Consider the following 21411-nt stretch of genomic DNA (forward strand, 5'->3'; position numbering starts at 1 on the left):
TCATGCGCGGGGTTGAGCGTAGTTCGAAACCAGTGGGGTGTGGCCGTAAGATAGGCGCCAGTTTTGATATTTTTGGTGGTTTCAAGGACGCCATCGCGAGCAAGCTCGCTCCCACAGGATTTGCGCTGTCCTTGCTCGCGATTGGGTGCGAAGCACCCGCTTTCAGGATTTGACGGGGGGCTTGCGCAGCAAACTGAACGCCATCCCCGCCAAACCCGCCACACCGAGCAAGAGCACCGCCCACAGGCCGATCTTCTTCCAGTTTGCGCCCGGGACAATCGGCGCCACAGCTGCTACCGGTGAAGTCACCACCGCCGCACCATCGACCCTGGCCTGGCCCAACGTCGTCAGACGCTTGGGACTGTAATCGGGAATCAGCGTCGACAGCGGCAAGCTCGCCGCTTTAACCGTCGCGCTACCCAGCGCCAGTGTGTACGGCCCCGCCCCGCGAGCGAGGAACACCACCTGGGTCGAGCGCACGGCATAACGCACTGTCGGAGCCTGTGCACCCAAGCCGCCGCCGCGCTCATCGACAGTCAGCTTCAACTGCTGCACCACCTGGCCAGGCACCTGCAATTCGTTCTGCACCACGTCCTGACCATTTTGCGTCAGCCGATAGAGCAAACCACTGCTCAACGGCTGCCACGGCAAGCTGCTTTCGCGACGCCCCGACAGGGTCACCGGCGCCAGGCTGTTGGCCTGGCTCAACTCGACCTGCAAGCGCTCGACGCTCAAGCCCATCGGCAATTGCCAGGTGTATTCGCCGGCCCTGGTGCTGCTGCCGGCCAACGGCTCGGACCAGACCAACGGCTGCGGCAGGTAGCTGGAACTGGCGCTTTGCAGTTGCGCGGAGGTCAGCGCGGGCGCTGCCTGCGGGGTTTTCCACAGCAAGCGCAGATAACGCGCGCTCTGCCCCGGCAAACTGACTTCATGCTGCTCGACCCGTTCGTCGGCAAACGACAGCCGCGCCACCTGGCCTTCACCCCACGGCTGCCAATGCTGCAAATCATCACTGGCTTCGATGCTGAAACGCTGGAAGCCGTCGCGTTCACTGCTCCAGTCGAGGATCAACTGCTGCAACGGCGCCTTGATCGCACTGGCGTCCAGCAACCAGCCGCGCAGTACTTCTTCGCCAGCCTTGAGCGGGTTCGATGGCTGGACGTCCACCAGCGTGCCATTGGCGCTCGACTGCACGCGCACGCTCGGCACCGATGCACTGGCAGAGGCCGAGTCGTAAATCGGGAACCACTTAACGTTATTCACCACCAGACTTTCGCGGCTCTGCGCCTGCTCCCGCGCCAGCGAATAGGCCTGCACCTCACCGGCTGCGTTGAATACCCGCACGTCGCTGAGATCGGTCTGGCGCGCATTCAATTGCACCGCCAGCGGCAAATCGAGGCGATACCACGGCCCCTCGCCGCTCAGGCTCAATGGCACCTGCGTGGTGAAGTCTGCCGGTGCTTCCTGAGCCGTGGCCGACAACGCCACACAGAGTCCAACAACGCCCAGCGACAACTTCCGATTCAAGACGACACTCCTTCAGATTCATTGGCCGGCTTCTCAGGCCCAGGCGTTGGTTCGGCGCGCTTGGGCGGCAGCGGTGCGAAATAGCCCACCACCAGCAGCAACACGCCCACACCGATAAACGACACGATCCGCGCCAGCCCGCCGCGGTTACTCAGTTCGACAAAGACCAGTTTGGCGACCACCAGCGCAATCAACGCTGCGCCGACCAGCCAGACTTCCCGACGATGGCGCAAATGACCGCCGATCATCAGGCTCAGGGCAATCAGGGTCCAGACGATCGACAAGCCCGCCTGCACCAACATCGACTCCAGCAACGCATCCAGCTCATACGGCACGCCACCCCAATGGTGAGCGCTGCGCATCACCAGCGCGGTGAAGAAGGCGAACAGTGAAACCCCGGCCACCACTTGCGTGGCGTGCTCGGCGTAATCGACACGAATCGCCAATGAGCTGACCGCACTGCGCGACCAGACATACACACCGAACAAGGCAAACAGCAGGCCGATTTCCAATGGGTTGAGCAACGGCAGATAAGGCAGCGGTTCGGCGGTGCCGTCACTGGCAATGTTCGCAAGCCAGAACCAGCCGAGCATCAATAGCGCCAGCGGTAGTGCGGCGTACACGCGGTACTCGCGGGCATACGCCGACACCGGCCACGGCCAGGCGCGCGGTGCGGCCATCAGCACCAGATACAGGCTCGGCAAGATCGCCCAACCCAGCCAGCGCCAGGCGTTGTATTGCTCGGACAACACCAGCAAGCCGTAACGCAACTCCAACGCCAACACGCCGATCAACAGCCAGCAACCCAGCACATGAGCCGCGCTCGATACTCGCGCGGGGAGCATCGGCGCCAAGTGCCGCAACGAGATGAAATGCATCCCGAACACCATCGCCCACGCCAGCCAGCCGAAATTCGCCGCCGGGTGATAACGCGAATGCCAGGCTGCGACCAAGACCAGCGCCGCCGCTGGAATCAGCAAGGTGCAGAGCACGCCCAGTGCCGGCCATTGCAGTCGTCGGGACAACAACGTCCACACCGCGACGCTCAGCGCCGCGAGGCCCAGCAACAGCGTGGCTTGCAGGTTCAGCGGTGCAAAACGCAGCACTTCGCTGATCAGCGCCAGTGCCCACCAGGCCGCGCCCCATACCAGCAACAACTCGGACAAGCGCTGCAAGCTCAAGGCATCGAACGCACTGGCATGATTGCCAAGCTGCAAGCGCCAGGCACCGACAATCGCCGCCAGCCCGAGCACCATCGGCGTCCAGAAACCGCTGTGGCCCAGTGGTCGCAGACCTTCGCTGGCGAGCGGCCCGAGCAGTTCGGGGCCGGCGATCAGGAATGCCGCGCCGCCGATCACCTGCAACAACAAGCCAAAGACAAAACTCACCCGCTGCTGCAAGTACAGGCTCAACCAGATGATCAACAGACCGCTGGCCGCCCATACCGCACTCGCCGTTTGCCACGGCAACACGAACAGCACCGCCAGATTGATCAGCACCAACCCGGCCAGCAACACCACCGACAGCCCACGCAGCAACCGCGCGTCACTGCGCACCATGTCGTCACGGGCGGCGAACAACATCCCGCCGATCAACGCCAGGCCAATCAACGAAGCAGTGAGCAAACCACTCCAGCCCGCGCTGAACACCGCCGTTGCCTCACCGCTGGCACCTTGCAGCCGCAGCAGAAACAACACACCGCCCAGCAGTTGCACCGCGAACGCCGTAAACAGGAAGGTCCGCGATTGCAGGCGCAAGCCGACAAACAACGTCACCAAACCGGCCAGCGCCCAACTGATCGCAGTACCGTGGGTGAAGAAGAACAACGGCGCCAGCAGATAAAGGAACGTCAGCCCCACACAGGCCAACACCGGCAAGCCTTTGCGCTCCCAGGCCGCGGTTTGCTCAGGGGAAGCATTGCGCAAGTGATAGAAACTGAACAGCAACGCCACGCCGAGCATCAGCGCACCGAGCGGTGAGCCAGCCAGCAGGCTGCTGTCGCCCTGGCTCAGCTTGCTGAGGAATGCCAGCGCCGAACCCAGTTGCAACAGCAAGGCAAAAGCCCGTGCCAACGGCCGATGCTGACGCAGACCAAGCCAGAAAATCCCTGCGCCCTCCACCGCCCAGGCGGCCGCCGTCCAACGCGCATCCAGACCCAGCGGAATCGCCAGGCTGGCGAAAATCACCCCCAGCGCCAGGCAGGTTTCCGCCAGCAGCAGGGCTCGACCGCCGCTGAGAAAACGCGCCAGGCCCATGTAAATAACGCCCAACGCCAGCGAGCTGAATGCCGCCGCGAACTCAAAATGATGAATCAGCGCGAACTGCATGCCAAAGCCCACCAGTGGCGGACCGAACAGCATCGTGCCGTCGACGTAGTCACCCTTGCGTGCCGACCAGCGCAGCAGCGCTTCACGGCTGTCATCCTCCGGCGCGTCAGTCATCTCGAGCAATTTGCGGCGAGCGAACAACAAGCCAATCGCCAGGAACATCAGGAAGAACAGAATCAGGAACGGCTCGGTGCTCCACAGCAGTTCCGGCGCATAGGAACGCAGGCCCCAGGCGAAACCGATACCGAAGGTGCCCGCGAAGCCGATCAGGTTCAGCGGCCGCCAGGCCTTGAACCAGGCAATAGCGAGAATGCCGGTGTTGAGCAAGGCGAAGTAGCTGAACAGCGCGACATGGTTACCGGCGCCGGTGGAGGTCAGGATCGGCGCGGCAAACCCGCCCAACGCCGCGGCGCAGGCCAGCGCAAGCGAGTCCTGGGTGATCGCCAGAATCGCCGAGAAGATCGTCACGGCCACCAGCAAGCCCAACGCCGCCGACGGGTCTAGCAACGGGTGCAAGCGCATGGCGGCAAACACCGTCAGGTACAGCACGGCGATGCCGGTGCCCTGCAAGATCAACGCATAGTTGGTGTTGCGCAGTCGCAACCACCAGCCCAGACCCAGCAACGCCAACGCGGCCGCAGCGACCCCGGCGTAACGCATTTCAATCGGCACCACCATGCCTTCGGTGGCGTAACGCAGCAGGAACGCCAGACCAAAGAACAGCAGCACCACACCGACCCGCAGCACAGTGTTGCCACCGAACAGCCAATTGCGCGCGGCGGCAATGCCGCGCTCGATCAGATTCGGGCCACGGGGTTCGGCAGGTTGTAGCGGCTCGCTGGCTTGCGGGGCCCAGAGATCGGCAGGCTCAGGGGTGATGCTCGCGTGCGCCGGTTCGAATTCGGGCGGCAATTCCCAGACCAGTTCCTGCGCGGCAGACAACGGCGCCGGGCCAGGCTCAGGTGCTTGGTCAAAGGTGATTTCAGGAGAAATAGTCGGCTCGCTGGCCGTTGTCGACTCAGGGACCGGAGCTGCCTGGACGCCATGGGTTTCGAGTAGCGCCAGCCGTTGCTCGACCGCGCCGAGGGCGACCTGCGCCTGCTCCAGTTGGCGACGCTGTTCGTCCGCTTGTGAATTCAGGCGCTTGAGCACAATCGCCTGCCCCGCACCCAGGCCGATCAACGCGCCAATCAGCGCATCGCTGAATGACTCATCGAGCACCCAGCCCAGCACCATCCCTATCAGCATGAACATCCATTGCATGGTCAATATCCCTAAGCGGCCCATTGCCGGGCGAGTCCGGGCACAACAGCGTCTGGTTCAGTCTAGTGTGAAACAGCACAAACCTTGTGGGAGCGAGCTTGCTCGCGATAGCGGATTTACATTCAACATCAATGCTGAATGAAATGACCCCATCGCGAGCAAGCTCGCTCCCACATTGGATTGCCTATGCGTCCAAATTTGACTGAGCCCTTTGACACTGCGGCCCTGCAAAACTGCTGCCTAGTATATCGATCCGGCCCCACAACCGTAGGGCCTTGCTCGCAATTATTGCTAAAAGTTACTCCAGCGCTTTCCAGATATCCGTGGCGTACTCGCGAATGGTCCGGTCGGACGAGAACCAGCCCATGCGCGCACTGTTGAGCACCGCCGAGCGCCACCACTCCTTCGAGTCGTGCCAGCGCTCTTCAACCCGCGCCTGGGCGTGCCAGTAGGAATCGAAGTCGGCGCAGACCAGGAAGCGGTCATATTCGATCAACGAATCGATCAGTCCGGTGTAACGCGACGGTTCATCGGGCGAGAACACACCGCCACGAATCGCTTGCAGTACATCCCCCAATCGATGGGAGGCGGCGATGTCCGGTGCGGCATAGAACTCGTGATTTTGCTTGCGCGCCTCAACCTGCTGCGCCGTCAAACCGAAGATGAACATGTGCTCGACGCCAATGCGCTCGCTCATTTCCACGTTGGCACCGTCCAGGGTGCCGATGGTCAGCGCGCCGTTGAGGCCGAACTTCATATTACTGGTACCGGAAGCCTCAAAACCGGCCGTGGATATCTGCTCCGACAGGTCGGCCGCCGGAATGATGCTTTCCGCCAGGCTGACGTTGTAGTTAGGCAAGAACACCACTTTCAGCAAGCCGCGCACCGTCGGGTCGTTGTTGACCACCCGGGCGATGTCGTTGGTCAGTTTGATGATCAGCTTGGCCTGGTGATAACTCGCGGCGGCTTTGCCGGCAAATATCTTCACCCGCGGCACCCAATCGACTTCCGGCTCGGCGCGAATCGCCTGATACAGCGCCACGGTGTGCATCAGGTTGAGCAACTGGCGCTTGTACTCGTGAATCCGTTTGACCTGCACGTCGAACATTGCCGCCGGATTGACCGCAATCCCCAACCGCTCATGAATCAGATAGGCCAAGGCTTTTTTACTGTGCAGGCGCTGCTCGGCGAACTTGTTGCGGAACGCCGCTTTCTCGGCAAACGGCTCCAGGCCGATCAGTTTCTGTTCCGGGTTATCCAACAGATCCGGGCCCAGCGCATCGACCATCATCGAGGTCAGTTCCGGGTTGGCCTGATAGAGCCAGCGGCGGAACGTAATGCCGTTGGTCTTGTTGTTGATTCGCTCCGGATACAGCTTGTGCAACTCGGAAAACACCGTGCTGCGCATCAGTTGAGTGTGCAGGCCGGACACGCCGTTGACACTGTGGGAACCCAGAAACGCCAGGTTGCCCATGCGCACCCGGCGACCATTGTCTTCCTCGATCAGCGACACCGCGCGCAATACGTCAAAGTCATGCATGCCTTTGGCGCGCAGCGAGTCGATGTGATGGGCGTTGATCAAATAAATGATCTGCATGTGCCGTGGCAGCATCCGCTCCATCAAACCGACTGGCCAGGTTTCCAGCGCTTCGGGCAAGAGTGTGTGGTTGGTATAGGAAAGCGTATCGACCGTGATCTGCCAGGCTGCGTCCCACGCCACGTCATACACATCGACCAGTTGGCGCATCAACTCGGCCACCGCGATCGAGGGGTGCGTGTCATTGAGCTGGATCGCCGCGTGATCGCCCAGGGTCAGCACCGAGGTGTGCATATTGCGGTGACGGCGCAGCAAGTCCTGCAAGGACGCCGCGACGAAGAAGTACTCCTGACGCAGCCGCAACTCCTGACCGGCCTCGGTGCTGTCGGCAGGATAGAGCACGCGGGAGATGCTTTCCGCACGGGCCACTTCGGCCACCGCACCCAAGTGGTCGCCGGCGTTGAAGCGCTCCAGGTGCAAGTCTTCCATGGCACGTGCACGCCAGAGGCGCAAGGTGTTGACGCTAGCGCCGCGCCAGCCGACGACTGGCGTGTCGTAAGCAATTGCGCGAACGGTTTCCGCCGGCGACCAGACCTGTTTGGACCTGCCGGTCTCATCGGTCACGGTTTCAACGCCGCCACCAAAGCCGATCGGGTAAGCCACTTCCGGCCGCTCGAATTCCCAGGGGTTACCGAAATCCAGCCAGTTTTCGGTCTGCTCCTGCTGCCAGCCATCGACAACCGCCTGGCGAAACAACCCGTGTTCATAACGAATACCGTAGCCATGTCCAGCGATGCCAAGCGTCGACATGCTTTCCATGAAGCACGCCGCCAGTCGGCCGAGGCCACCGTTACCCAGTGCGGCGTCCGGCTCCAGCAGGCGAATACGTTCGAGGTCGACGCCCAGCTCGGTCAGCGCTTCACGAGCCACATCGAGCAGGCCAAGGTTGCTCAGGCTGTCGTAGAGCAAGCGGCCGATGAGGAATTCCAGCGAGAGGTAGTAAACGCGCTTCTGGCCTTTGCGGTAGATCTGCCGCGTGTGGTCCATCCAGTGCTCGACCATGTGATCACGCGCCGCCAGGGCAATGGCTTCAAACCAGTCATGGTCAAAAGCGTGATCCGGATCCTTGCCCACTGCATAGGTAAGTTTGGTCAATACGGCGTCGCGAAATGCGGCCACTTCAGCTTCACGAACTAGTGGTTCTTGAGTCATCGATAGGACCTCGGACGAGCATGAAATAGACGAGCCTAGTCGGTCTGACAGGAGATAAATGCACTCGTTCGGCGTTTTTTTCAATCGCCTGAATCGAGCCTATCCCCTTGCCGATACACGTTGAAAAGATGCAGATGCCATGCCGATCGCTCGGAAAATTCAGTGTAGCCATAAAAAAACCGGCAAATGGTCGTTCAAAAAATCACCAGTCCCGGTATGATCGCGCGCCCTGATGCACGCTGGTAATTCCACATGATGAAGCCGAACCTGATCGCCGCCGCGGAGATCGACCGTCTCGATACCTGGGCCAAGTACTCTGCCCCGATGTGCGGCTCGTGCGTGTCCAGCTGCTGCACGCTGCCGGTCGAGGTCAAGATCAAAGACCTGATCCGCATCGGCATCGTCGACGAATTCGAACTGGGCGAACCACCCAAGAACATCGCCAAGCGCTTGCAGAAGGAAGGGATTGTCGAGCGCTACAACCAGAAATCCGAGATCTTCACGCTCCAACGCATGAGCAACAACGATTGCCTGTATCTGGATCGTAAGAGCCGTTTGTGCACTATTTATGAAAAGCGCCCGGATACTTGCCGCAACCACCCGAAAATCGGCCCACGGCCTGGGTATTGCGCGTACAAGCCGAAAGAAGTCGTGCGCGAGAGCAATCCGCGGACCCTCGACAAGTTCTGATCAAGCATCTCGCTATCTGACAGGGCCCCATCGCGAGCAAGCTCGCTCCCACAGAGTTCGGTGCTGAGCACGAATTCTGTGTACGCCACAAATCACTGTGGGAGCGAGCTTGCTCGCGATGAGGCCGGGACAAACACCGCACAAACCCCAGACAAACAAAAACGCCCCCGGCCTTTCGACCGGGGGCGTTTTCATTCAGCCTGAGTTAACTCAGTTCTTGGCTTTCTTGGCAGCGCGGGTACGCTCGCCTTCGTCCAGGATCTTCTTACGCAGGCGGATCGACTTAGGTGTCACTTCGCACAATTCATCGTCCTGGATGAATTCCAGGGCCTGTTCCAGGGTGAAGCGAACAGGTGGAACCAGGGCGATGGTTTCGTCTTTACCCGAAGCACGCATGTTGTCGAGCTTCTTGCCTTTGGTTGGGTTGACGCCCATGTCGTTGTCACGGCTGTTCAGACCAACGATCTGACCGTTGTAGATCTCTTGACCGTGTTCAACGAACAGCTTGCCACGCGCCTGCAGGGTTTCCAGGGAGTAGGTCAGTGCCTTGCCGGTTTCTACCGATACCAGAACACCGTTCTGACGGCCGGACATGTCGCCGGACTTCATGGTGTCGTAGCGATCGAAGATCGAGGTCAGGATGCCAGCACCGTTGGTCAGGGTCAGGAACTGGTTACGGAAACCGATCAGACCGCGAGCAGGGATGTTGTATTCCAGACGAACACGGCCTTTGCCATCCGGCACCATGTTGGTCAGGTCGCCTTTACGCAGGCCCATCTCTTCCATGACCTTGCCCTGGGATTCTTCAGGGGTGTCGATGGTTACGTTTTCGAACGGTTCCTGCTTCACGCCGTCAACTTGACGGATGATCACTTCCGGACGACCAACGCCCATTTCGAAGCCTTCGCGACGCATGGTTTCGATCAGTACCGAGAGGTGCAGCTCACCACGGCCGGAAACCTTGAACTTGTCAGCCGAGTCGCCTTCTTCAACGCGCAGTGCAACGTTGTACAGCAGCTCTTTGTCCAGACGTTCCTTGATGTTACGGGAAGTCACGAACTTGCCTTCTTTACCGCAGAAAGGCGAGTCGTTGACCTGGAAGGTCATGGAAACGGTTGGCTCGTCAACGGTCAGAGGCTTCATAGCCTCCGGGGTGTCCAGCTGGCACAGGGTGTCGGAGATGAACAGCTCGTCCATACCGCTGATGCACACGATGTCGCCTGCGGCAGCTTCTTCAACGTCGATACGGTGCAGACCGTGGTGACCCATCAGCTTCAGGATACGACCGTTACGCTTCTTGCCGTCGGCGCTGATAGCGACAACCGGGGTGTTCGGCTTGACGCGACCACGAGCGATACGGCCAACGCCGATAACACCCAGGAAGCTGTTGTAGTCCAGTGCGGAGATCTGCATCTGGAACGGACCGTCACGGTCGACTTTCGGCGCAGGTACGTTGTCGACGATCGACTGGTACAGCGGGGTCATGTCTTCAGCCATGTCGGCGTGGTCCAGACCGGCAATACCGTTCAGGGCCGAGGCGTAGACGACTTTGAAGTCCAGCTGTTCTTCGGTGGCGCCCAGGTTGTCGAACAGGTCGAAAATCTGGTCCAGAACCCAGTCCGGACGCGCGCCTGGACGGTCAACCTTGTTGATGCACACGATCGGACGCAGGCCGGCTTCGAAAGCCTTCTTGGTCACGAAACGGGTTTGCGGCATAGGGCCGTCTTGAGCGTCAACCAGCAGCAGAACGGAGTCAACCATCGACATTACGCGTTCAACTTCGCCGCCGAAGTCGGCGTGGCCCGGGGTGTCCACGATGTTGATGTGGTAGCCGTTCCAGTTGATGGCGGTGTTTTTCGCCAGAATGGTAATACCGCGCTCTTTCTCCTGGTCGTTGGAGTCCATCACGCGCTCGTCGTTGAGCTCGTTGCGCTCCAGAGTGCCGGATTGACGCAAGAGTTTGTCTACCAGGGTGGTTTTACCATGGTCAACGTGAGCAATGATGGCGATGTTACGTAGATTTTCGATCACTTGTGTATCTCGATCAGAGGATTCGGTGTGCTGACAAGTCTTGGCAGCGATTTACAGTAGAGTCAGGCCTTGCCGTTACAGCTTGACGGCAGAGTCGGGGGGCCGGTGACGCAGGCCACAGGCAAACAGCCCCGGGCTCTTAGCTCGGTCGATAAACGCGCACATTGGCATGCCCCTCACTGAGCAAATGGTGGGCATGCAGGCGACTCATCACGCCTTTGTCGCAATAGAGCAGGTACTGGCGAGTAGGGTCCAGTTCCTTAAAACGAGCGTTCAGAGCATAAAACGGCATCGCTTGTACCTCGATGCCAGCAAGCTCCAGCGGGTCGTCTTCGGCGGCATCCGGGTGACGGATGTCGATGATGATCTGACCGGCCAGCGCCTCACTGACTTCTTCAACCTGCACATCCTGGCCCAATTCGTCGATTACCCGATCGATCGGCACCAGTTTGGCGTTCTCGAGCGCACGCTCGAGCACTGCCATATCGAATTCTTTCTCTTCATGCTCCACGCGCGGGCGCTTGGCGTGGGTCTTGGGGTTCACCGAAATGACCCCGCAGTACTCCGGCATGTGCTTGGCGAAATCGGCGGTGCCGATCTCGTTGGCCAGGTCGATGATGTCCTGCTTGTGACTGGCGATCAGCGGGCGCAACACCAGCTTGTCGGTCACGCAGTCGATCACGGACAGGTTTGGCAGCGTCTGGCTGGAAACCTGGGAAATCGCTTCGCCAGTGACCAGTGCCTCGATGTCCAGCCGATCAGCGATCCGGGACGCAGCGCGCAACATCATACGCTTCAATACTACGCCCATATGACTGTTATCGACTTTGCCGAGAATTTCTCCCAGCACTTCCTCGAACGGCACACTGACAAATAACACGCGCTGGGAGCTGCCGTACTTCTTCCAGATGAAATGCGCGACTTCCATTACGCCCAATTCGTGGGCACGCCCGCCGAGATTGAAGAAGCAGAAGTGGGCCATCAGCCCGCGACGCATGATCTGGTAAGCCGCGACGGTGGAATCGAAACCGCCGGACATCAGCACCAGGGTCTGTTCCAGCGCGCCGAGCGGGTAGCCGCCGATGCTGTTGTGCTGGCTGTGAATCACAAACAACCGTTTGTCGCGAATTTCGATGCGAACTTCGATTTCAGGCTCTTTAAGCGAAATCCCGGCGGCGCCGCACTGACGACGCAGCTGACTGCCGACGTATTTCTCGACGTCCATCGAGCTGAATTCGTGCTTGCCGGCACGCTTGCAGCGCACCGAAAAGATCTTCCCGGCCAGCGACTCACCGTAGTGCTGCTTGCACTTGGCGACGATGTCGTCGAAGTCGCCCAACGGGTACTCGTCGACCTGCAGGAAATGCGCGATGCCCGGCATGCAGCTCAGGCGCTCGGTCATGTCCTTCAGGGCCTTGGGGTCACTGACGCGTGTTTCCAGCTCGAGGTTGTCCCACACGCCGTTCACCACCACGGCCGGATCCAGATCGCGGAGCACGGCACGGATGTTCTTGGCCAATTGACGGATGAAACGCGTCCGTACCGGGCGGCTCTTGATGGTGATCTCGGGGAAGACTTTTACGATTAGTTTCATGAAAACAGCGCGCGCAGGGCCAGCCGAAAAAGGGGGGCGCGGATTATAGCGGAAATTGCTCAAGGTTTAACCAGTTAATGTGCAGAAGGTTTTCAATGCACCAAAACAGGTCATTTATGAAATTGAGCGCTACATTAAAGGGCGAGATTTTCCGTTTTAAAGCGCTTTGCACCTTTATAAGCGTGATATTGGGGCAATAAATCCAAGTCGGGGCACTGGCATGCAATTTGCTCCCTTGTGAGGCAGGTTGCCAAGGCAGAGTATTCGCGCCGGCATCACCCACATTCTAAGGGCATCCATTACTAAGCCCGAAGCCACCCGGAGGACACTATGTCGAAGTCGGTTCAACTCATCAAAGATCATGACGTCAAGTGGATTGATCTGCGCTTCACGGACACAAAAGGCACTCAGCACCACGTGACCATGCCGGCTCGCGATGCGCTGGATGAAGCTTTCTTCGAAGAAGGCAAAATGTTCGACGGTTCCTCCATCGCTGGCTGGAAAGGCATCGAAGCTTCCGACATGATCCTGATGCCGGACGACACCACTGCCGTTCTGGACCCGTTCACCGAAGAGCCGACCCTGATCCTGGTTTGCGACGTGATCGAGCCTTCGACCATGCAAGGCTATGACCGTGACCCACGTGCCATCGCCAAGCGCGCCGAGGAATACCTGAAGTCCACCGGTATCGGCGACACCGTTTTCGTCGGTCCAGAGCCTGAGTTCTTCATCTTCGACGAAGTGAAGTTCAAGTCCGACATCTCCGGCTCGATGTTCAAGATCTACTCCGAACAAGGTTCGTGGATGTCCGACCAGGACGTGGAAGGCGGCAACAAAGGCCACCGTCCAGGCGTCAAAGGCGGCTATTTCCCGGTTCCGCCGTTCGACCACGACCACGAAATCCGTACCTCCATGTGCAACGCCATGGAAGAAATGGGCCTGGTCATCGAAGTTCACCACCACGAAGTGGCGACTGCCGGCCAGAACGAAATCGGTGTGAAGTTCAACACCCTGGTCGCCAAGGCTGACGAAGTTCAGACCCTGAAGTACTGCGTACACAACGTTGCCGATGCATACGGCCGCACCGCGACCTTCATGCCTAAGCCGCTGTACGGCGACAACGGTTCGGGTATGCACGTTCACCTGTCCATCGCCAAAGATGGCAAGAACACCTTCGCTGGCGAAGGTTATGCCGGCCTGTCCGATACCGCCCTGTACTTCATCGGCGGCATCATCAAGCACGGTAAGGCCCTGAACGGCTTCACCAACCCGTCGACCAACTCCTACAAGCGTCTGGTCCCAGGTTTCGAAGCTCCAGTGATGCTGGCCTACTCGGCTCGCAACCGTTCCGCTTCGATCCGTATTCCTTACGTGTCGAGCCCTCGCGCTCGCCGTATCGAAGCTCGCTTCCCGGATCCGGCAGCCAACCCGTACCTGGGCTTCGCTGCACTGTTGATGGCTGGCCTGGACGGCATCCAGAACAAGATCCACCCAGGCGATGCGGCTGACAAAAACCTGTACGACCTGCCGCCTGAAGAGGCGAAAGAGATCCCGCAAGTTTGCGGCAGCCTGAAAGAAGCCCTGGAAGAGCTGGACAAAGGTCGTGCGTTCCTGACCAAAGGCGGCGTTTTCAGCGACGACTTCATTGACGCTTACATCGCCCTGAAAAGCGAAGAAGAAATCAAAGTACGTACCTTCGTACACCCACTGGAATACGAGCTGTACTACAGCTGCTGATCCAGTAACGCTCGCGCAAGCGGCGTAACAAAAAAGAGGCCTCCTTCGGGAGGCCTTTTTTGTGGGCGAACACTTATTATCAGGCCTACTGTTATAGGCATCATGCCTTTCCACGGAATGAAGAAGAGACATCCCATGTACCTACGCTTGAGCCTCGCACTGTTCACCGCCCTGCTCGCCAACTCAGCCTGCGCTGCCACCGCCGCCACTCATGCTCCAGCTCCAACCCCGGCACCCGCAGCCCTCGCCCCGCTGCTCAGCACCATTCAGGAGAGACTGGTGATTGCTGACAAGGTCGCGCTGAGCAAGTGGGACAGCGGCAAACCTGTCGAGGATCGTCAGCGTGAACGTGAAGTCATTGCCGACGCTATCGCCGAAGCGCCCTACTATAAATTGAGCAATGAAGCCGTAGAGCAGTTCTTCTCAGCGCAGATCGAAGCCAACAAGTTAGTGCAGTACGCGCATTTATCCGACTGGCACGCACAAGGCAAAGCGCCCAACGACCCTCGCCCCGACCTCGTTGGCTTGATCCGCCCGCAACTCGACCTGCTGCAAACACGCCTACTGCAACAATTGGCCGACTTCACCCCGTATCGCAATGATCCACACTGCCCGTCATGGCTGGCCACAGCCAATAAGGCCGCGACCCAAGTGCCGCTGCGCGAGCTTGCGCTGGTACGCGCCACTGCAGAATTGTGCGGCGTCCATCCGTAGGAGCTGGCGAGATTTATTGATCTTTCGTGTCAGGGTGTAAGTGACGTGGGCCAGCACGTAACCCTGACCTATGCTGCAACCCAACGCTTTCGTTTATTGGTCGGTTTTTATGGGTCGTGTTTTTCTGTTCATCCTGTTGCTGATTGCCCAGCCCGCTATCGCGCAGATCTACCGCTACACCGACGCCAGCGGCAATACCGCCTACAGCAATCAACCGCCCGATGGCGTGAAGAGCCAGGCCGTCGAGCTGCCACCACTCAACAGCATCGAACGCCAGGCACCGATAGCGCCCGAACAACCGGCCGCGCACGCAGACAAAAACACCATGTATTCAGTACTGGAACTGACCGGCCTGCCCAGCGATGAAGCCTTGCGCGCCAATAACGGCACCTTCACCGTCGGCGTGCAGATTCAGCCACGCCTGCAAGGGTCGCATCTGTTTCGATTGCTGCTGGACGGTCAACCGTATGGCCAGCCGAGCAATGTGCCGCGCTTGCAACTGGTGAACATCGATCGCGGCGAACACAGTCTCGCGGTGCAGGTGCTCGCCGGAGAAAGCCTGGTGCAGCAAAGCCCGACCCTCACCTTCACCGTGCAGCGGGTACACCTCCCGTGAGGTGCTGGACACTCGCCATGTGCCTGTGGCTGACCGCCCTGCCGGTGCAGGCCGAGGTCTACACCTACGTCGACGCCCAGGGCAATCGGGTCTTCACCGATCAGCCCCACCCTGGAAACGCCAAGCGAGTCACACTGGCGCCGGGTAATCGCATGTCGGCCAACCCCGGCAATGCAGCACGGCAAGCAGCCCCCAAAAAGCCTGAGGAAAAACCACTGTTTCACTACGACATGCTTCGCGTACTCGTACCGGAACCGGACGCTTCGGTGCGCAGCAGCGCGGGGGAAGTGATCGTCAGTGTCACCAACGAACCCACTTTGCAACGCGGCCATCGCTATCGGTTGTTACTGGACGGCCAACCGACTGCCGATCCCGGCCCTAGCCCGGTGTTCGCCTTGAGCAATATCGATCGCGGCACCCATCAACTGGCGGTGGAAATCCTCGACGAACACGGACGGATTGTCGAACGCACGGCTAATCAACCCTTCCATATGCTGCGCATCTCTCTGGCGCAGAAGCGCCAGATCAAGCCCTGCACCCTGACCGATTACGGCCAACGCCCGGAATGTCCGCTCGCGGATAAGCCTGAAGAAGAAAAAGTCGGGATTTTTTCTTTCTTCTGAACACCGTTCAGGTTTGCGCACTATATTGGTGCATTGTACTGCACCACACCCATATTCCAACCCATTTTGGTTCGAAAGTACCCGCGAGCGCTGGCAGAACGCCGCGCAAACGAGCGTCAAACGCCTGTTTCAGGGCCTGAGCGCTTCTTTTCGGAGCCTTGGTTTGGTTTTTGCATTTTCCTCGTATCAGCGCCCAGTTCACGCGCGCGATTCAGACCCGTCTGAGCCGCCACGCTCCAAAAGAGGTCCTAATGACCATCAGCGACGCACTGCACCGCTTGCTACTCGACAACCTGACGACCGCCACCATTCTGCTCAACGCCGAACTGCGCCTTGAGTACATGAACCCCGCGGCGGAAATGCTCCTGGCCATCAGCGGCCAGCGCAGCCATGGGCAGTTCATCAGCGAGCTGTTCACCGAGTCGACCGAGGCCCTGAATTCCTTGCGCCAGGCGGTCGAACAAGCGCACCCGTTTACCAAGCGCGAAGCGATGCTCACTGCGCTGACCGGCCAGACCCTGACCGTCGACTATGCGGTGACACCGATCCTGAGCAACGGCGACACGCTGCTGCTGCTCGAAGTCCATCCGCGGGATCGCTTGTTGCGCATCACCAAAGAAGAAGCCCAGCTCTCCAAACAGGAAACCAGCAAGATGCTGGTGCGCGGCCTCGCTCACGAGATCAAGAACCCGCTCGGCGGGATTCGCGGCGCCGCTCAGTTGCTGGCCCGCGAGCTGCCGGAAGAAAGCCTCAAGGACTACACCAACGTCATCATCGAGGAAGCGGATCGCCTGCGTAATCTGGTCGATCGCATGCTCGGCTCGAACAAACTGCCGTCGCTTGCCCTGTGCAACGTCCACGAAGTGCTGGAGCGCGTCTGTCATCTGGTGGAAGCCGAAAGCCAAGGTTGCATCACTTTGGTGCGCGACTACGACCCGAGCATTCCGGACGTGTTGATCGACCGCGAGCAAATGATTCAGGCCGTGCTGAATATCGTGCGCAATGCGATGCAGGCCATCAGCACCCAGAACGAGTTGCGCCTGGGCCGCATCACCCTGCGTTCGCGCGCCATGCGCCAATTCACCATTGGCCACGTGCGCCATCGCCTGGTGACCAAGCTCGAAATCATCGACAACGGCCCGGGGATTCCGGCAGACCTGCAGGAAACCATCTTCTTTCCCATGGTCAGCGGCCGCCCGGACGGTACCGGGCTCGGCCTGGCCATTACCCAGAACATCATCAGCCAGCACCAGGGCCTGATCGAATGTGACAGCCATCCAGGCCACACCACGTTCTCGATCTTTCTGCCACTGGAACAAGGAGCCACATCGACATGAGCCGTAGTGAAACCGTGTGGATCGTCGATGACGACCGTTCTATCCGTTGGGTCCTGGAAAAAGCCTTGCAACAGGAAGGCATGACCACGCAAAGCTTCGACAGCGCCGATGGCGTGATGAGCCGCCTGGCGCGCCAACAACCGGACGTGATCATCTCCGACATCCGCATGCCCGGCACCAGCGGCCTGGACCTGCTGGCACGGATTCGCGAGCAACACCCAAGGCTGCCCGTGATCATCATGACCGCGCACTCCGACCTGGACAGCGCTGTCGCGTCCTATCAGGGCGGTGCGTTCGAGTACCTGCCCAAGCCGTTCGACGTCGATGAAGCGGTGTCGCTGGTCAAGCGCGCCAACCAGCACGCCCAGGAACAGCAAGGCCTGGAAGTGGCGCCAATCCTGACTCGCACTCCGGAAATCATCGGTGAAGCGCCGGCGATGCAGGAAGTGTTTCGCGCCATCGGGCGCTTGAGCCACTCCAACATCACTGTGCTGATCAACGGTGAATCGGGTACCGGTAAAGAACTGGTGGCCCACGCCCTGCACCGCCACAGCCCGCGCGCGGCCTCGCCGTTTATCGCACTGAACATGGCGGCGATCCCCAAGGATTTGATGGAATCCGAGCTGTTTGGTCACGAAAAAGGCGCGTTCACCGGCGCGGCCAACCTGCGGCGCGGACGGTTTGAGCAAGCGGATGGCGGCACGCTGTTCCTCGATGAAATCGGCGACATGCCGGCCGACACCCAGACGCGCTTGCTGCGGGTACTGGCCGATGGCGAGTTCTATCGCGTCGGCGGTCATGTGCCGGTCAAGGTCGATGTGCGCATCATTGCCGCGACTCACCAGAATCTGGAAACCCTGGTGCACGCCGGGAAATTCCGTGAAGACCTGTTCCACCGCCTGAACGTGATCCGTATCCACATTCCGCGCCTGTCGGACCGTCGCGAAGACATTCCGACCCTGGCCAAGCATTTCCTCGCCCGCGCTGCACAAGAACTGGCGGTGGAACCGAAGCTGCTGAAAAGCGAAACCGAGGAATACCTGAAGAACCTGCCGTGGCCAGGCAACGTACGGCAGCTGGAAAACACCTGCCGCTGGATCACGGTGATGGCGTCGGGTCGCGAAGTGCACATCAGTGACCTGCCGCCCGAGTTGTTGAGCCTGCCGCAGGATTCGGCACCGGTAACCAACTGGGAGCAAGCACTGCGTCAGTGGGCCGATCAGGCGTTGGCACGTGGTCAATCGAGCCTGCTCGACAGCGCCGTGCCGAGCTTCGAGCGGATCATGATCGAAACCGCCCTCAAACACACCGCCGGCCGCCGCCGCGACGCCGCCGTATTACTCGGCTGGGGCCGCAACACCTTGACCCGCAAGATCAAGGAACTGGGGATGAAGGTCGATAGCGGGGATGATGACGAAGGGGATGAGGGTTAAGCAGCCTTTAGATCTTCGCTGATCTCCAGATCCAATCGCGAGCAAGCTCGCTCCCACAGGGTTCAATGGTGTTCACACAATGATGGAACACTGAAGTCCACTGTGGGAGCGAGCTTGCTCGCGATGCATTTAGGGCCTGTGTGCACCGCCTCAATGCACCGTGAACCGCAATCGCGCACTTCACGGCAAGCAAAATCCCGCCTCTGCCCATACGAAAAACCACTCAACAAAAACGCAGAAGCCCCGAATAACGGGGCTTTGAGCGCTGCCTGCAAGCTGTTTTCTGCAACATCTCTAAACCTGGCACGCCCCCTGCAATAGTCCAATCAGTGATTCGATTCACTACCCAGTTTCGGGGGCCTTGGTACAGGCAGGCCGGGGATTCCCCTCTTTACATCCGGGGTTCATCACGCAGACCGCGACGAACCCCCTCCCGTTTTGGGGAACCTTGGTACAGGCAGGCCGGGGATTCCCTCTTTTATTGCTCCTGGAGATGGATCTCCAACCGCCAGCGGTCATTGACCTCGCTGCCGGCCCACTCACCCTTCAGGGGGCGGGCCGCCACCAGCGTCAGCAACAAGCCCTTATCACTCAATCGCACCCGCCAGTTCACATCCTTGTCGTTGAGCTTCAGCTGGCCGTTCTGCGCCTTGCCTTCAGCCTCGAACAGCAACGCGACGCTGCCGTCGATGAACTCGCCGTGGGTCTTCGGTTCATTGTTGAACCACACCACCAAGCCATCCGGTTCGACCTCAACCTGTTGCAATACTGTAGGGTCCGGCTCGGTCAGGCGACCGATCATCATCCCGACCATTACACCGACGATTGCCAATGAGGCCATCACCCTAGGGAATAGCTTCGGCCGCAGGTCCACTTCAGGCGTAGAATGCTGCCCATCTTTACCTTCGGAGCCGTGCATGTTTCACGTCATCCTTTTTCAACCAGAAATTCCGCCGAATACCGGCAACGTTATCAGGCTGTGCGCCAACAGTGGCTGCCACCTGCATTTGATCGAACCGCTGGGCTTCGAGATGGACGACAAGCGCCTGCGCCGGGCGGGCCTCGATTACCACGAGTATGCCACCTTGCAGCGCCATGCCGACCTTGCCAGCTGTCTGGAAAGCCTTGGCCATCCGCGCTTGTTCGCCTTCACCACCAAGGGCTCCCGGCCGTTCCACGACGCCAGCTTCGCCGAGGGTGATGCTTTCCTGTTCGGACCGGAAAGCCGTGGTTTGCCCGCCGAGGTGCTGGACGCCCTGCCCGCCGAACAGCGCCTGCGCCTGCCGATGCGAGAGGGCTGCCGCAGCCTGAACCTGTCCAACACCGTGGCGGTGGCTGTATACGAAGCATGGCGTCAAAACGGTTTTAAATAGCACCGCATAACAAATGTGGGAGCGGGCTTGCTCGCGAAGGGGACATCAGTTTCAACATTGATGTTGACTGATACACCGCTTTCGCGAGCAAGCCCGCTCCCACATTGGACTTGCTTCGACGCTCAGGAACGCTTACTGAACGGTCTGTGCGCCGTCTTGCTGCATGCGTTGCAGTTCTTGCGCGTACAGAGCGTCGAAGTTCACCGGAGCCAGCATCAGGGCCGGGAACGAACCACGGGTCACCAGGCTGTCCAGGGCTTCGCGAGCGTACGGGAACAGGATGTTCGGGCAGAAAGCACCGAGGGTGTGGCTCATCGAAGCTTCGTCGAGGTTCTTGATCAGGAAGATACCGGCCTGCTGAACTTCAGCGATGAACGCCACTTCATCACCGTTTTTCACGGTAACGGACAGGGTCAACACAACTTCGTGGAAGTCGGCTTCCAGCGTTTTCTGACGGGTGTTCAGGTCCAGACCAACGCTCGGCTCCCACTGCTGGCGGAAGATCGCCGGGCTTTTCGGGGCTTCGAAGGACAGGTCACGCACATAAATGCGCTGCAAGGAGAATTGCGGTGCAGTTTCTTCTTCGTTCGCAGTAGTGTTCTGTTGGTCAGTCATCTCAGATCCTTTCTGATCTTGGGGTCTTGTAGGGTTTGCTGATCTTAAGGGGTCAGTCAGGCCGTGAGCAGCGCGTCGAGCTTGCCGGCGCGGTCCAGGGCAAACAAATCATCACAACCACCAACGTGGGTGCTGCCGATCCAGATCTGCGGCACGGACGTACGTCCGGCTTTCTGGGCCATCTCGGCACGCACCTGCGGCTTGCCATCGACCTTGATCTCTTCGAAGGCTACGCCCTTGTTCTCGAGCAGGTACTTGGCTCGCGAGCAGTAGGGGCAGTAATCGCTGGAATAGACGACGACGTTTTTCATATCACTTCACCAGCGGCAGATTGTCGGCTTTCCAGCTGGAGATCCCGCCGGACAGCTTGGCTGCGGTAAAACCGGACTTCAACAGCTCGCGAGCGTGAGTACCGGAATGCTGGCCCAGGGCGTCGACCAAAATGATGGTCTTGGCCTTGTGCTTTTCCAGTTCGCCAACGCGCGCGGTCAGTTTGTCCTGCGGAATGTTCAGCGCGCCAACAATGTGACCGGCGGCGAAATCCTTGGTGGTACGGATATCGACAACGACGCCCTGGTCCTTGTTGACCAGCGCTGTCAGCTCGGCAGTGCTGAGGCTGCGGCCGCCACGGCTCATCTCGCGGGCGATCAACAACGCCAGCAGTACGACGAAGATACCGACGAGCAGATAGTGGTTAGTGGCAAATTCAATCAGGTGAGCAACCATCAAGGAGGTTCCAGGGCGTTAAAATGTCGGCCAGTATACACAGCCACTATGGTGGG

17 protein-coding genes are annotated in these 21411 nt (G+C 59.6%); 8 read left to right on the forward strand and 9 right to left on the reverse strand.

What is annotated here, in order from left to right; genetic code table 11:
• Window positions 1-162: 162 nt before the first annotated feature.
• The 3 genes from AC1DIG_RS14350 to AC1DIG_RS14360 all read right to left on the reverse strand — a co-directional run bounded on the left by AC1DIG_RS14350 (window position 163) and on the right by AC1DIG_RS14360 (window position 7866).
• Complete coding sequence (locus AC1DIG_RS14350; protein ID WP_477767824.1) at window positions 163-1527, reverse strand: DUF3999 domain-containing protein; 1365 nt, start codon at window positions 1525-1527, stop codon at window positions 163-165.
• Complete coding sequence (locus AC1DIG_RS14355; RefSeq protein WP_477767825.1) at window positions 1524-5117, reverse strand: DUF2339 domain-containing protein; 3594 nt, start codon at window positions 5115-5117, stop codon at window positions 1524-1526. Before AC1DIG_RS14355 ends, AC1DIG_RS14350 begins: the two co-directional genes overlap by 4 nt.
• Window positions 5118-5415: 298 nt before the next feature.
• Window positions 5416-7866 (reverse strand): glycogen/starch/alpha-glucan phosphorylase, encoded by a 2451-nt coding sequence (locus AC1DIG_RS14360; protein WP_477767826.1) that lies wholly within the window; start codon window positions 7864-7866, stop codon window positions 5416-5418.
• A 252-nt stretch (window positions 7867-8118) separates the two neighbouring features.
• Here AC1DIG_RS14360 and AC1DIG_RS14365 point away from each other — a divergent pair, with 252 nt between their 5' ends.
• Window positions 8119-8556 (forward strand): YkgJ family cysteine cluster protein, encoded by a 438-nt coding sequence (locus AC1DIG_RS14365; RefSeq protein ID WP_123423993.1) that lies wholly within the window; start codon window positions 8119-8121, stop codon window positions 8554-8556.
• Window positions 8557-8766: 210 nt separating this feature from the next.
• On the opposite strand, the gene typA is transcribed toward AC1DIG_RS14365, so the two are convergent.
• Complete coding sequence (gene typA, locus AC1DIG_RS14370) at window positions 8767-10587, reverse strand: translational GTPase TypA (RefSeq protein WP_019691318.1); 1821 nt, start codon at window positions 10585-10587, stop codon at window positions 8767-8769.
• Window positions 10588-10726: 139 nt separating this feature from the next.
• Window positions 10727-12181, reverse strand: coding sequence for a tRNA uracil 4-sulfurtransferase ThiI (gene thiI, locus AC1DIG_RS14375; protein ID WP_477767827.1), 1455 nt, complete (start codon window positions 12179-12181; stop codon window positions 10727-10729).
• Window positions 12182-12511: 330 nt separating this feature from the next.
• Here thiI and glnA point away from each other — a divergent pair, with 330 nt between their 5' ends.
• The 6 genes from glnA to ntrC all read left to right on the forward strand — a co-directional run bounded on the left by glnA (window position 12512) and on the right by ntrC (window position 18641).
• Window positions 12512-13918 (forward strand): glutamate--ammonia ligase, encoded by a 1407-nt coding sequence (gene glnA / locus AC1DIG_RS14380; RefSeq protein WP_019691316.1) that lies wholly within the window; start codon window positions 12512-12514, stop codon window positions 13916-13918.
• A gap of 135 nt (window positions 13919-14053) precedes the next feature.
• A complete protein-coding gene (locus AC1DIG_RS14385) occupies window positions 14054-14632 on the forward strand; it encodes a chorismate mutase (RefSeq protein ID WP_477767828.1) in 579 nt (192 codons plus the stop codon).
• 109 nt (window positions 14633-14741) lie between these two features.
• A complete protein-coding gene (locus tag AC1DIG_RS14390; RefSeq protein ID WP_477767829.1) occupies window positions 14742-15248 on the forward strand; it encodes a DUF4124 domain-containing protein in 507 nt (168 codons plus the stop codon).
• Window positions 15249-15265: 17 nt separating this feature from the next.
• The gene (locus AC1DIG_RS14395) at window positions 15266-15871 is read left to right on the forward strand and encodes a DUF4124 domain-containing protein (RefSeq protein WP_477767830.1); all 606 of its coding nucleotides are present in this window, start codon (window positions 15266-15268) and stop codon (window positions 15869-15871) included.
• A gap of 251 nt (window positions 15872-16122) precedes the next feature.
• A complete protein-coding gene (gene glnL / locus AC1DIG_RS14400; protein ID WP_123582046.1) occupies window positions 16123-17208 on the forward strand; it encodes a nitrogen regulation protein NR(II) in 1086 nt (361 codons plus the stop codon).
• On the forward strand, window positions 17205-18641 hold the full coding sequence (gene ntrC / locus AC1DIG_RS14405; protein WP_477767831.1) for a nitrogen regulation protein NR(I): 1437 nt from the start codon (window positions 17205-17207) through the stop codon (window positions 18639-18641). Before glnL ends, ntrC begins: the two co-directional genes overlap by 4 nt.
• A gap of 478 nt (window positions 18642-19119) precedes the next feature.
• Here the strand turns inward: ntrC and AC1DIG_RS14410 are convergent, their stop codons facing one another.
• Window positions 19120-19560, reverse strand: coding sequence for a hypothetical protein (locus tag AC1DIG_RS14410; protein WP_477767832.1), 441 nt, complete (start codon window positions 19558-19560; stop codon window positions 19120-19122).
• Between AC1DIG_RS14410 and trmL the strand changes: the two genes are divergently transcribed.
• Complete coding sequence (gene trmL / locus AC1DIG_RS14415) at window positions 19559-20014, forward strand: tRNA (uridine(34)/cytosine(34)/5-carboxymethylaminomethyluridine(34)-2'-O)-methyltransferase TrmL (protein ID WP_477767833.1); 456 nt, start codon at window positions 19559-19561, stop codon at window positions 20012-20014. The two genes, AC1DIG_RS14410 and trmL, sit on opposite strands and share 2 nt — an antisense overlap.
• Window positions 20015-20146: 132 nt before the next feature.
• Here trmL and secB read toward each other — a convergent pair whose 3' ends face one another.
• Genes secB through AC1DIG_RS14430 form a run of 3 tightly spaced genes read right to left on the reverse strand, consistent with a single transcriptional unit; the run spans window position 20147 to window position 21355 of the window.
• Complete coding sequence (secB, locus tag AC1DIG_RS14420) at window positions 20147-20629, reverse strand: protein-export chaperone SecB (RefSeq protein ID WP_477767834.1); 483 nt, start codon at window positions 20627-20629, stop codon at window positions 20147-20149.
• Between the two features lie 56 nt (window positions 20630-20685).
• Window positions 20686-20940 (reverse strand): glutaredoxin 3, encoded by a 255-nt coding sequence (gene grxC / locus AC1DIG_RS14425; protein ID WP_019691307.1) that lies wholly within the window; start codon window positions 20938-20940, stop codon window positions 20686-20688.
• Window position 20941: 1 nt separating this feature from the next.
• Window positions 20942-21355, reverse strand: coding sequence for a rhodanese-like domain-containing protein (locus AC1DIG_RS14430; RefSeq protein ID WP_054595164.1), 414 nt, complete (start codon window positions 21353-21355; stop codon window positions 20942-20944).
• Between the last annotated feature and the right edge of the window lie 56 nt (window positions 21356-21411).

The sequence above is a fragment of the Pseudomonas sp. 05N431 genome (assembly GCF_056397005.1).